Consider the following 12,825-nt stretch of genomic DNA (forward strand, 5'->3'; position numbering starts at 1 on the left):
CAATTTACGTGTATTGGGGTTTTTCTTATGAAAACTTAACAATCCTTCATATTCTGTTTTTGGTTTTTGTTACGATTTTGGTTTTGGTTCTGATTTTGGTTAAAGTTTACTTCCTGAGCAAATTCTTCTCTGTTTGCTCTTGGTCTGTTAGCATTTTGATTTTGGTTCTGCTGTTTTTTGTTATCCTGAGTTTTATTGTTTTTATGTTTATTGTTCCCCATTTCAACTCACCTCCACTAACAGTGTGTGTGGAAAGTAAATTTCTATCCCATTGTTTAACTAAAAGCTTTGCTATAAAGTTCACGCAATTCTGCTGCGTTATCTTGCCAATTTATCGCTTCCCCATAACGATTTGGCTAAATACATCAAGACATCGATGCCATCCTGCCGCAGTATTCACCGCCCATGAAATCCCCGCGAACACTTTCACAAACTCCGATGCGTATGAGTATGCTATTAAAAGAGCCCAATTTTATTTTACTAATGAATGAAAACTTGAGAGGAATGGTATGAGTGTATCCTTATTATACAAATGGTTTTACGTATCCGCTTAGCACTTCCTATGCGCAACCCTTTTCCCAATATACTGCACCGCTTCGGCATTTTTTAACCCGGCAACAGAACAATCTCGATCAGCGTTGCATAAGTAAAACAGAGGCCGATTATATGGCGATGAATCGATTGCTTTGGATGGAGCATGTCAACTGGACGCGGATGACGATTATTAGCATTGTGTTCCAATTGCCTGATTTTCCATTTGTACAAAAGCGCCTACTGCAAAACGCAACTGACTTAGGCAATTGTCTGCGCCCATTTTACGGCGACCAAATTGCGGATTACTACGCTAAGCTTATTCAAGATCACCTAGTCATTGCTGCGGAACTTGTAACAGCAGCTGTCAAAGGCGATACCAACATAGTGAATACTAAAGAAAAAGAATGGTATAAAAATGCGGGTGACATTGTTTTATTTTTAAGCAATATAAATCCATACTTATCTAAAGATGCATTGCAGGAAATGTTCTATAAACATTTAGAGTTAACTAAAAAAGAAGCCATGACCATGATTCAAAAAGACTATCAAACAGATATTGAAGTGTTTGATGAAATTGAAGCTGAGGCATTGGCTATGTCCGATATGATCGCCTCAGCAATTGTCATGCAATTTTTTTATCGATTTAAGTGTCCCCATAACTTTTATTAATAAATGTCATGCTTATTCAAATCATACGCAACACAACATTTAATGTATAATTAAAGAAAATATTTTAACCTGGAGTGACTGATTTGATCCTTCACAATATATTTATTGCCATCATACTCAGCCTGTAACGGTCCAATTAATTCTTTGGGGGACTTTTACAGGCTGAGCCCTAACCCAAGGAGTTGATGGTAATGAAACCACACACTAAAAATCGTAGTCGAGCCTATTATCGACATCATCGAAAAAGAGTCATTCAACGGAAACTTAAAATTGCGAAACAAATTGGATGGCATGCTCGCTTTACCGGATATTTTGCAAAAGGGAAAATTCACTGTTCATGTTGGATGTGTTCTCAGAAGACGAAAATAGATGGATTTCCACGTTCACAAATCACTCAGTTAGAACGCTTGAATAGTCAATTAAATGAATATGATAGTGAAGATTAATTTGAATAGTTTATTAAGGCAGGGGAATCAAATCTCCTGCCTTTTAATTCGACTTCACGTCTGCAGCAGCCAGAAACCCAAAAGCAAACTCACTCAAAGGTATTCATTTTATTGTTTACAAGTCCAATAAAAAGTTAGTAAATCCATATTAAATGAAGCTATTTATGTATCTCGCAATTCACACTTTTAGCATACCTAACCCCACTTTAAAAACTCTTTTCTTCGCAAAACAGTTCACACAGTTCAATTAAATATAAATAACCTTTTTACAAACGTCTACATTAGCTAACATTCAAAAACATTCATGAAGTGGATTCACTAAAAACAAGCCTATCAACAAAATGATAGGCTTGTTATTTAATTCCCATAATAACTGGTGGTTTTTATGAGTTCCAATCATGAAAAGGACATCCAAAATCGTATGAACGATTTCGAATAGCCCTTGATTTGAACAGCCCAGTTTATCCAGTTTACTTTTATTCTTCTGTTGTGTCTGTTGTTGTAGTATCTTCTGCAGCTAGAGTAGGAGGAGGAGTTAAAGCAGAAAGTAGAGGAACAGTTGCAGTTGCTCCTGCACCTACTATTGTAACTTGTTGAACTTGTAATACTTTTAAAGTTAGGTCTAGCACAATTTTTTCACGTAAAGTATGGAAAGATCCATCGTGGTATGTGGAGTGCGGTGAAAAATCAAGTTCAAAGAAGTTGGCAGCAACTAACTCACCATATGGCTGCTCATTGTATTTCACAAGATTTTGGAAGAAGTATTTATCCAAACGAGCGTCCATTTGTGTTTTTTCGTTAAGGAAGTTAGCTTCTGCATTTTCAGAAATCCCAAAAATTGGTGGGTTAATGAAATCAGCACCTGCTAATTCTGCAAACCCTGAAAACCGGACATTTGCAATTCGGTCTTGAAGAGGTGCATTGTAATCTGCAGAAGCATATTCAATATTTTTACGAATATATCCTCCTACAAATAATTTAGCTCTTGTTACTCTGAAATAGTCAGTGCCAGGAATTCGTGTAAACGCTACTGGTACTAGTTTTACTTGATCCAGGAATACATGTTTTTTAACTCGTTTAATTTCTGTTGCTGGCGGATAAAGAGAAATATCTGCTTCAACGACAATTTGAAGCGTTCTTTCTGCAAGTATTACTGGAATTTTAAAAAAAGGAGTAATTGGTGTTGTAACAGGAATAATTGGTGCATCAGGTAAAGGAATTTGCTGATGTGATTTAACCCCATGATCCTTCGGCTGACAATTTTTCCCTTGCTTTGCATAGCCATCATTCATTGAATGGCCATCTTTCATTGAATGGCCATCATTCATTGAATAATTTTGATCCATTATCTAAAACCCTCTTTCATTTTTTGTTAGAGTCAAAGTTTCACTCTACATTCCTAACATATGAATGGATGATTTTATATCATGGGCCAGTAAAATAGTCATATGATTCAATTTTAAAAAACATTTTATGCAACTATAAAAATAACATTTTTAACTTCCATTCTATACTTAAAAATTTTATTTGAAGTACGGCAGAAAAGCATGTCCACCATATTTCCATAAAAAAATGCTACTCTATGATTATTACGAGTAGCACTCCAGTATAATAAATTGGTCCTGCATGATATGAATAGACAATTGCGCAACCCCATTAACTTGAAGTTGTTTTTCCTTTGTATTTAATTCCTGATGCCATACAAAATGAACTTGCTTTAATTGACTTTGAATAGGTTCTGCAAATTTTTGATAAGCTTCATAGTGATAATTGGAATTATGTTCCTGTTGAGATTGGAACATAAATTCTTTTTGGTTACTATAAGGAATATCAGGTACGGATAGCCAGTGAATATTTTCTGTCTTTTTCCATGGAATAATGATTTTCAATGATTTGATTTCATTTTCCAGTTCTTTATTTCCAAATTCAATTTCTGCGATGAATTCACCTTTTAGAAGAACTTTCTTTGAAGGTAATATAACTTTACAGTCAAGCGATTGAACGGACCATTCAACTTTCAATATATTATCAAGTGGCATTAACAAATCAGTTGATTCAACAATATCTACATCTGTTTCTAATTCAGTCAGCAATACCGGCATCTTGACAGTTGTTGTTGTTTTCTTATCGATAACATCGGTAAAATGAGTGTTTTTTTGAATACAATACTTTCTTTTCTTTTCGAAGGCAGTTTTTCTTTGACATGTCGGATGCCTACCTTTGCCTAAACCCTCTACTTTATCAGATTTTTTATACTTTAAGTTTGTAAATAAACTGTCATGTACTTCTTCCTGGAATTTATCGCTTTCGGAAAGAATTGTGAAGTATTTATCTTTCAAAGTGTCCGTATTTTCATCCATCTCATCAATATCGGCTTCAGTCTTGTTCATATCTTGCTTTTCTTCATCCAACTCATCGTTTTCCGAAAGCATTGTGAAGAATTTATCTACCATCGTGTCTGTCCTTTTCTCCAACGCTTCAATAACTGCTTCATTCGTGTTACTATCTTGCTCCTCTTTTTGCAACTCTTCTCTTTCTAAAAACATTGTAATAAATTTGTCATCCAAAGTGTCCGTATTTTCATTCAACAAATCTATATCTGCTTCATTCATGTCACTGTTTGGCTTCTCTTTCTTTAATTCACCGCTCTCTGAAAACATGGTCAAGAATTTATCATCCAAAGTACCGTGATTTTCATTAACATTTTTATAATCCGGATCATGGGTATATTCTTCACCTAAGTTATTTTCATCTGTGGATGTACTTTCATTCGAACTTAATAAGATCTCGTTATCGTTATTAAATTCGCTTTCTGGAAGTGGTGTAAACCCTTCCTGTATAGAAGTCGCATCTTCAAGCATAAGAGAGAATTCCTTAATTAAATTAGAAACTACTTCTTTCCTGTCCTTTTTCTCAATATTTGAGTTTTTCCCTGGAGCAATATTAACTGATAACTCATCTGTAGTATTTTCATTCAAAGGCTTTTCTATCGAATCAACCTTTGGTGGTGAAAACATAACTGGTTTTGAATCGTTTATTTTTCCAAATTGACTACTTATATAGAGTGAATGTTTTTTTGTTTTGTCATAATCATTTTTTTTTCGGCTTTGCTGATTTTCCTTCTGTTCGAATCCTCCTTGATTCTCTATAGAAAAGTGAATTGGGTTAGTTGGATTTCTATAATAATCATAAACTTTACCTTGAAATGAGTCGGGGTCTACATATGGATTCCGGAAATTGTTCATCGCTTCATGGAAGGAATGCTTACAAACACCCCCTCCTTTCCCCTCCTTACGAAAAGCTAAAGATTCCTTTTCACTCTATTATTATTCACCAGTCATTTTTTATAAATTTCTCTTATAAAATACTTAACAATAGTCATCACAATCATCATTTGTCGTTGAAGATACACGAATTTGTTGATTCTGAAGTACTTTTAGCGTAATATCAACAACCATTTTTTCTTCGACTTGTGTAAAAACCCCTTCACCAATAGGAGCATCCTTTGACAATTCAGATCGATCGATTGCTTCATCCCACTCAATAATATTGCTTGAAACTAACTCACAAAATGGCAATTCATTGTAATATTGAGTGGAATTTTGATGAAATTGAGAAAGATCGCTTGATAGAAATTCATCTTTTTCCGGAAAACCGCTTGGCAAAGATTCCGAAATCAAGAAATCAAACTCACTCCGTTTGTTAGTTGCAGGTTGAACTGGTTTTCTCAAGTAGTGTTTGATTTCTGTTACGCAACTAAAAGGGACATCAATCGTTAAGGAATTTATACTGGAAGAAATCGTTTTTATATTACAATCGGGTTCTGTCATTGGGCTCGCATATTGAATATTTTTTCGCACGAACCCTTTTAAAAATAATTTATTTGTTGGCAGAAGCAATCTGCATTGTACTATTTTAATCTGTTTTTTTACATCTTTTATTTCCAAGACAGGCTTAGGAAATTTAATACATGCGTCTAAATTTACTTGTACCGTGAGTTCAGCTAATACTACCGGAACTTTTGTATATATTTTCCCAATACTTGCATGGGGTTTATGAGGTTTATTATCACACTCATTTAAATTTGACGGGAAGTTACATACATCACTTTTTTTATCTTCGTACATCTTGCCCCTCCTAAATATCAACTAGTGCATCATATGCGGGCTAAATGCCCACCCTCTGGGCGAATACCTATTGTGATATTTAGCATGAAATTAAAAAGTACAGGCACGTGTGGGCTATTATTCTGCATACAATTAAAAATGAGAGGTGAGTGAAATATGGAAGGGAAAAACCTTCTTGCGGTAGATTGCGGGAATAGCTGGTATAAAGCTTTATCATCTGATGATGGATATTATCGGGATTATCAGATTCCAAATGCAATCTCTTTATACGATGAGGAGTTCCATGAAAAGCCTTATGATGAGGGAGATATCAAATTTGAAGAAAATCTGGTTGTTGAACTCAAAAGTCATGCCATCATCGATAAAAGGGAAATATTCTATATTGGCAAGGCAGCCACTAAAAAACGTGATGTAAGCTTAACCGGATTCAATAACCAAAAGGTCGAGGAAGATCGCACTTATATTCTCTTATTTGGTTTAGCTGCATTTCATGCTACCTGCGTAAATCCTGAGGAAACCGAAATACACTATCACATTGATCAATTAGCGGTATCACTGCCAACTACTCAATATAAGGAAATGAAAGATAAGTTTAGACAACGGTTGTCAGGGACACATACCGTGATTTTCCATAAGGTACCAGGTGTTATTGAACCGAAAGAAATAACAGTTAAATTATATGTAGAAGATGTCATTATCGGAGCGGAAGGTGCCTGTGCTTACCTTGGATTAACACGAGATCAAGAGACACTGGGAATCAAAGACGATGAGCTAGTTAGGGATTCACAGAAAGGGATTATTATCGGGGATTTAGGAGGAGATTCTGTTGATTTTGTCGGAATTAAGAATAATAAACCAGTTGCTTCTGTAGAAGGAGAAACATTTGGCATTAATCAATTCCTCGATAATATTATTCAAAAGGTCAGTAAAAATGAATTATATAAATTTGATTCTCGTGCAGAATTAGAGGAAAAATTGGCTGCCGGACAATCAGAATGGTATGTGGAGCCTTTTGCAGGTGTTAGAAAAGATATAAGTAAATATATTGTTCCACAATTAAAATCACTGGCCATCAAATACTTGGAATATTTTGATCGGATCAGAAGCAGTTCTAGTGAAATCAAGGGAGCTACGCGGTATATCGCAGTCGGAGGTGCTGCCAAACTAGCACAGAAGCAAATTCAGGAGGTTGCTATTCGTTGGGCTGATAGAGGACGTCCAATTCAATTGACATTCCCCGAAAACATGGAGAAATTAAATGTTCATGGTCTGATGATTCTTGCGAAAATGAAGCAGCTCAAAACAGAACAAAAAAACGAAAACCTCATCTCTGTGAGAAATTAAAGGATGATGGAAATGTCTAAATTATATACAGATTACTCCAATCAAACAGCACTAACAGTCCCATCACATTTTATCGATGTTAAAAGCGGGGAGTCACATGAGGTTTCAACAGAAATTTTTGATCAAATCGCATACCATACGGAAAATCAGACCCTCATTCATTTATTATTATCTGCTCTTACAGAATATTTTCATCCAACTAAAAAAAGGCAGCTAAACGATAATATTTTAATGGAACTAATCGAAATCAAACAAATGTTGCAGGGACATCAAGCAGATAACGTATATGTGAATGTTCCAAACAAAAAGGCCCAGCTAAAATCAGCAGAGGTAGATCTAAAAGAAGTTGATGATATTCTAGATGTTTTTGGAGGATAAAGTGTATAGGTGAACTTTAGGGCAGAGTTCACCTATTATTAGGACTTTAATGTTTTTATAATCGTACAGCCGGCAATGTAGTAACACCACAAAAACAGGATAAATCAACAGTGATGCAAATCCCTGTTTTCATTAAATCATCAAAATATTGATGGTTGATTTGCTCACAAGGACTCTTGAACTTATCACAACGATCTCTTCTTGGTTTAAATGTTAAAAGTTCTAATTCAGCGCAATTCCCTTTTAAATCCCTGATCTTGAAAATAAAACTAGTAATACATACGAATTTTTTATCTTTGAATCCTGACTGAAGAGTAGTTACGCCTTCACCTTTAAATGGTTCACAACCGCAATACAGAATAATAGGGATAGTATTTTTATTAAATTTCTTAGGCTCTTTCTCTTCTAACCGTCTTTCAAACGATTCGTCGCATGAAGAACATTTCTTGTCATGATCTTTCTCAACTTTTCTTTGCGCTTTTAAAATTGCTTCAAGAATTTCTTCGACACAAGCGCCATCCTCTTTGCCTTTATGGCAGTTACAATTACCTTTGCCATGCCCTTCTTCTTTGAAATTTGGAAAATACTCCTGATTATAACTACTCTCTTTTTCATGGTTATACATGCCTTTCACTCCCCATAAATATTAATTATTCTTTTTATCTTATGGGCCGGTAAAGTGTTGTGTTTAAACACTTAGCCTATTGAAGGTAAATTTAACATGTAGTGCCGCGCAGAATTCAACTCTTTCTATATACCCACAACAATTTGCTTCCTACTCTTATACTAGGAGTTTTCCAATAAACATTAGCTCACAAACATATGACTTGTCAATTGTTGACTTATCAACTAAAATAAAAACCTATTCCAATTTTAACAAAGAAGGGTGAAAAATATGTTACAACAAAAATCAGCTTTAGAAAAATTAATGGAAGAACGTAAATCGGTACGTAAATATGAACCAGGTGTTGCGATTCCACGCGAGACAATCCAACATATTTTACAGCAGGCAACATCAGCTCCTTCATCAAGTAACCTGCAACCTTGGCGCTTCCTTGTTATTGACGATGCTGAGCAGAAGAAAGAGTTGCGCATTGCCGGATTTAATCAGGAGCAAATCGAAACATCATCAGCAATTATTGCGGTAATCGGCGATATTGAAATGTATAAAAACGCTAAGCAAATTAACGATTTAAATGTTGAGTTGGGCTATATGCCACGCGAGATTGCTGATATGATGATTTCCAATTCCGAAACGGCGTATAGCAGTTTTTCTGATGCTGAACGCAGTAATATTGCACATTTAGATTCAGGTTTAATTTCTATGCAAATAGTACTTTTAGCGAAGGATATGGGTTATGATACAGTAATAATGGGTGGCTTTGATAAAGCTGCATTCGCTAAAAAATATGAACTGCCTGCAAATGAGGTGCCTATGATTTTAATTGCTATCGGAAAGGCTGCTATGCCAGCACGTAATTCATCACGTTTACCATTCGAACAAATTATTCGTTTCTCTAGCTAATGGTTTTACAGGTTCCTTTACCTGACAGGTGTAATTCATATCATATAGTTTGAAATTTATTATGCTTTATCCGTATTAACGGAAATGCTACCATATAGTGATACCTAGAACGAAGAGTAATCGATGTAAGGAGGGTTAGTATGGAAGTTTGTTTGGATGATAAAAAACAGATGATTATGATGTTAAAAAAATTAGACCGTCATGTAACGCAAATTTTTGAAAAAAGAACAGAAGTCAGTTTGACGAGATACGAAATTTTAGTTTCTTTAATTAAAAAAGGAAGCGTTACACAAAAGGTCCTGCAGCAATCCTTAGCTATCGACCAAGCGGCAATTACACGCCATTTAAAGCTGCTTGAAGAACAGCAATATGTCGAACGCAAACGCAATGAAAAAAATAACCGTGAAGTACTTGTAACGATTTCCGATAAAGGACGAGCATTACTTGAAGGTTGCACAATGTTTAAAGATCAGTTTCTGAATGATCTCTATGAGGATTTTTCGGATAGTGAATTACAGCAACTTAAGCAATTTCTTACACGCTTAAATAATAATGTAGAGAATCTTTAATCGTTGCATAATAATAAAGAAAGAAGGACGATTTCCCCCATTCAGGATATCGTTCTTCTTTTTCGTTTCCAACATTACGAATACTTTTAAATGAGAATGTTTATCATCTGTGTTATACTATATCTATAAAGAAAATAATCATTACTTAAGGAGAATGTATTATGCAAATATACTGGACGAAAATAAATAAAATTATTGAAGAAACACCAGAAGTCAAAACGTTTTTACTAGATCTTCCTGAAGGCTTCACTTGGGAAGAAGGTGCGCATACCCATCTTGCATTAGAAGGTTTCAATGCTGGTGATCAACCTAACAAAAGCTTAGTTCGTCATATGTCAATCTCCACATTACCAAATGAGCAATCTGTCGGGATTACAACTCGTATAAGAGAACTGTGCTCTGAGTTTAAATCGATTTTAAGAAATCTGGAAGTCGGCGATAAAGTTGCACTATTTAAAATCCATTCTAATGTACCGCTGAAAAGAGATGATAAAAATATTTACTTACTATCTTCCGGTGTAGGTCTTGCAACGTTCAGACCGCTTGTACTTACTTATTTGGAACGCCCCGATAACATCAACCGCATTCATTCTCTTACTATCGATACAACAAAAGACTACTTATTTACTGATGTTTTTGAATCTGCACCTGATAAAAATTTCACATCACAGTATGTCGATAATCGAAAAGATTACTATGAAGAAGTGAAAAAGCTTGCTGCAGATCAGGACGGTCTATTTTATGTTGTCGGCAGCGATGAGTTTATTTTGCAAAACATTGACGTGTTGCGTGAACAAGGTATTAAACCGGAACAAATTGTCCTTGATAAACGCGAACGACAATTACCTAATTTCTTCCCGGTGGAATCTACAATTTAAGTGATTATATGAAACGGGGCTATCCTAAAAAGTTATACCACTTGTCGGATAGCCCCGTTTTTAATATTCTATAGGTCTTTTATAGTTTACTTTAAATATTCCGCGAAAAAGTCTACCAATGCATTATAAAATTCAATTCGGTTTTCTTCATTTGCAAAGCCGTGTCCTTCATTGTCTTTTACCATATACTCAACTTCCACACCTCTATTTTTAAGTGCCTGTACGATTTGGTCTGATTCTTGCTTATTCACACGCGGATCATTCGCTCCTTGTGCTACAAATAAAGGTGTTTTAATTTTATCGACATGGAATACCGGTGAAGCAGCTTTTAACAGTTCTTTATCCTTTTCCGGGTGGCCTACACGCTCATAGAACATATTTCGTTGTGTTTCCCAATATGGAGGAATTGTTTCCAGTAATGTGAAGATGTTTGAAACCCCTACATAATCAACTGCTGCTGCATATAAGTCTGGTGTGAATGCTATACCTGCCAAAGTTGCATACCCCCCAAAGGAAGCACCGTAAATACCGATTTTTTCTGCATCAGCAATGCCCAAATCGATTGCCCATTGAACCCCATCTGTAATATCATCCTGAATTTTTAATCCCCATTGTTTGTTGCCCGCTTCAAGGAATTCTTTACCGTACCCTGTGGATGATCTAAAGTTCACTTGAAGAACTGCATAGCCTTGATTAGCTAATAACTGTACTTCATTATTAAAGCCCCACATATCACGAGCCCATGGACCGCCATGCGGAATGACAACTAACGGTAAATTTTCAGCTGTTTTATTTTTTGGCAATGTTAAATACCCATGGATTATTAGACCGTCTCTTGCTTCATAGGAAATAGAACGCATCTCCGCTAAATTACCAGCCTCCAGCCATGAGCCTAACTCTGCTAATAATGTCATTGTTTCTGTTTCAGCGTTATAATAATAATACTTACCATACACAGTATCACTTGAAACACTTACTATAAATTTCGTCATTTCCTTATTGTAATCGTTAATCCCAAATTCACTTGCACTTACACCAAGTTGGTCTTTCATTTTATTGAAAAGATTTTCAAACTCGCTATCAAAGAAATTATAGTGAACTTTATCTGTGATATACGCAGCGTAAAGAAGTTGATCTTTTGTTGAGCTGTAAAGCGCACCTGAAATATCTACAAGTGGATTTGAGAAGACGACTTCTTCTTTGCCCTCTAAATCATATTTTACTAGTGCCGCTTTATCTCTACCTTTATCAGATATGGCATAAATAAATTGATTGTCTTGAGAAAATCCTAGTGGTGAAACTGTTTCACCAGCATCAATTGAGATAAAAGGCTGAAACTCCTCTTCTTCTGTTTCACGATATAAAACAGCGCCTACTACACCGTCGGATGCTACAGCCATTCGAATTTGCCCATTGCTATCGGGAATCCAGCTTAAAATATTCCCTGGATTTTTTGCTACTAACTTCGTTGCACCGGTCTTTACGTTCAATTTATAAACATCAAATACCGTTGCATCTTCTTTGTTCATCATGATTAAAATTTCATCTTCAACATCTTTCAAATAATCGATAGGAAGTACGACTACATTCGGGTACGGCGTTAAATCTTTTTCTTCTGCACCGTTAAATGTAGACGAGTAAATATGATAATTTTCGTCTCCCCCATTATCCTTTAAATAATACATATTATTATCTTTCCAGAATAGCCCCGCAATATCTCGGTCAGTTGTACTTGTTACTCGCACAGGATCGCTTTCATCATCCATATTCTTTATAAAAACATTTAATCGACTTTGCCATTCTGCAGCGTAAGCGATGTATTGGCCATCTGGAGACAATTGATAACCTAAACTACCAGGATTTCGCATAAAATCTTCGACTGATATTTCCTGTACCCCTGTGTTATCAATATCTTTGTTCTGATAGTCTTTTACATTACTAAACATTTTGTAAATCTTTGCTTTTGTAATCGGCTGTAAATCCGAAATACCTTTAAATAAGCCTAGTTTTTCAGCTGTTTTTCTATAATCATCCAGCGTTTCCTCATTTGTTTCTGCACCAAGTGCTTTTACTAAAATAAGTGCAGCCTGATTTTCAGTAATATAATTGCTTGTATTTTCGAACTCATAATCACCAAGCCAATTTCCAATGACTTCTGCTCTCATATAGTCTGACGCATGCTGAAATGTTAAAGCTGTAACAGCTTCTTCAAGAAAAGTGTCAATGGTTACCCGTGACTCCTGACTTGCTGCTAACTCAGTAGTTGAATTGTTTGCAAAAGCCGATAATGGTAACGAGACTAATAATGATATCGTTAACATAACAGATAAAAAAGTTTTTTTCACAATATTCCCT

At 35.4% G+C, this 12,825-nt stretch carries 13 protein-coding genes; 7 read left to right on the forward strand and 6 right to left on the reverse strand.

The genetic code is table 11. The features are described from left to right. Positions 1-35: 35 nt before the first annotated feature. Positions 36-221, reverse strand: a complete 186-nt coding sequence (locus AC0VXV_RS17775) for a hypothetical protein (protein ID WP_475529505.1) — start codon at positions 219-221, stop codon at positions 36-38. Between the two features lie 292 nt (positions 222-513). On the opposite strand from AC0VXV_RS17775, the gene AC0VXV_RS17780 reads away from it, so the two are divergent. Together AC0VXV_RS17780 and AC0VXV_RS17785 are read left to right on the forward strand one after the other, a co-directional pair. Further along, entirely contained in the window at positions 514-1,203 is a 690-nt protein-coding gene (locus tag AC0VXV_RS17780; protein WP_475529506.1) for a hypothetical protein, read from the forward strand. A 191-nt stretch (positions 1,204-1,394) separates the two neighbouring features. Next, complete coding sequence (locus AC0VXV_RS17785; protein WP_475529507.1) at positions 1,395-1,649, forward strand: hypothetical protein; 255 nt, start codon at positions 1,395-1,397, stop codon at positions 1,647-1,649. Between the two features lie 476 nt (positions 1,650-2,125). Here AC0VXV_RS17785 and AC0VXV_RS17790 read toward each other — a convergent pair whose 3' ends face one another. The 3 genes from AC0VXV_RS17790 to AC0VXV_RS17800 all read right to left on the reverse strand — a co-directional run bounded on the left by AC0VXV_RS17790 (position 2,126) and on the right by AC0VXV_RS17800 (position 5,776). Beyond that, positions 2,126-2,941 carry a CsxC family protein gene (locus tag AC0VXV_RS17790; protein ID WP_475531491.1) on the reverse strand — a complete coding sequence of 272 codons (816 nt, stop codon included), beginning with the start codon at positions 2,939-2,941 and terminating at the stop codon, positions 2,126-2,128. A gap of 297 nt (positions 2,942-3,238) precedes the next feature. Beyond that, a complete protein-coding gene (locus tag AC0VXV_RS17795; RefSeq protein WP_475529508.1) occupies positions 3,239-4,894 on the reverse strand; it encodes a hypothetical protein in 1,656 nt (551 codons plus the stop codon). A 123-nt stretch (positions 4,895-5,017) separates the two neighbouring features. Next, a complete protein-coding gene (locus AC0VXV_RS17800; protein WP_475529509.1) occupies positions 5,018-5,776 on the reverse strand; it encodes a CsxC family protein in 759 nt (252 codons plus the stop codon). A 156-nt stretch (positions 5,777-5,932) separates the two neighbouring features. Here AC0VXV_RS17800 and AC0VXV_RS17805 point away from each other — a divergent pair, with 156 nt between their 5' ends. Next, the gene (locus AC0VXV_RS17805) at positions 5,933-7,120 is read left to right on the forward strand and encodes a ParM/StbA family protein (RefSeq protein WP_475529510.1); all 1,188 of its coding nucleotides are present in this window, start codon (positions 5,933-5,935) and stop codon (positions 7,118-7,120) included. A gap of 12 nt (positions 7,121-7,132) precedes the next feature. Next, complete coding sequence (locus AC0VXV_RS17810) at positions 7,133-7,498, forward strand: dehydrogenase (protein WP_475529511.1); 366 nt, start codon at positions 7,133-7,135, stop codon at positions 7,496-7,498. Positions 7,499-7,553: 55 nt separating this feature from the next. Here AC0VXV_RS17810 and AC0VXV_RS17815 read toward each other — a convergent pair whose 3' ends face one another. Then, on the reverse strand, positions 7,554-8,123 hold the full coding sequence (locus AC0VXV_RS17815) for a CotY/CotZ family spore coat protein (RefSeq protein ID WP_475529512.1): 570 nt from the start codon (positions 8,121-8,123) through the stop codon (positions 7,554-7,556). A 270-nt stretch (positions 8,124-8,393) separates the two neighbouring features. On the opposite strand from AC0VXV_RS17815, the gene AC0VXV_RS17820 reads away from it, so the two are divergent. From AC0VXV_RS17820 to AC0VXV_RS17830, 3 genes are all read left to right on the forward strand, one after another. Continuing rightward, positions 8,394-9,023 (forward strand): nitroreductase family protein, encoded by a 630-nt coding sequence (locus AC0VXV_RS17820; RefSeq protein WP_475529513.1) that lies wholly within the window; start codon positions 8,394-8,396, stop codon positions 9,021-9,023. A gap of 140 nt (positions 9,024-9,163) precedes the next feature. After that, the gene (locus AC0VXV_RS17825) at positions 9,164-9,592 is read left to right on the forward strand and encodes a MarR family winged helix-turn-helix transcriptional regulator (protein ID WP_475529514.1); all 429 of its coding nucleotides are present in this window, start codon (positions 9,164-9,166) and stop codon (positions 9,590-9,592) included. Between the two features lie 161 nt (positions 9,593-9,753). Continuing rightward, the gene (locus AC0VXV_RS17830) at positions 9,754-10,470 is read left to right on the forward strand and encodes a ferredoxin--NADP reductase (protein WP_475529515.1); all 717 of its coding nucleotides are present in this window, start codon (positions 9,754-9,756) and stop codon (positions 10,468-10,470) included. 86 nt (positions 10,471-10,556) lie between these two features. Here AC0VXV_RS17830 and AC0VXV_RS17835 read toward each other — a convergent pair whose 3' ends face one another. Continuing rightward, positions 10,557-12,815 (reverse strand): S9 family peptidase, encoded by a 2,259-nt coding sequence (locus AC0VXV_RS17835; RefSeq protein WP_475529516.1) that lies wholly within the window; start codon positions 12,813-12,815, stop codon positions 10,557-10,559. Positions 12,816-12,825 lie beyond the last annotated feature (10 nt).

The organism is Solibacillus sp. iso_87 (assembly GCF_056173085.1).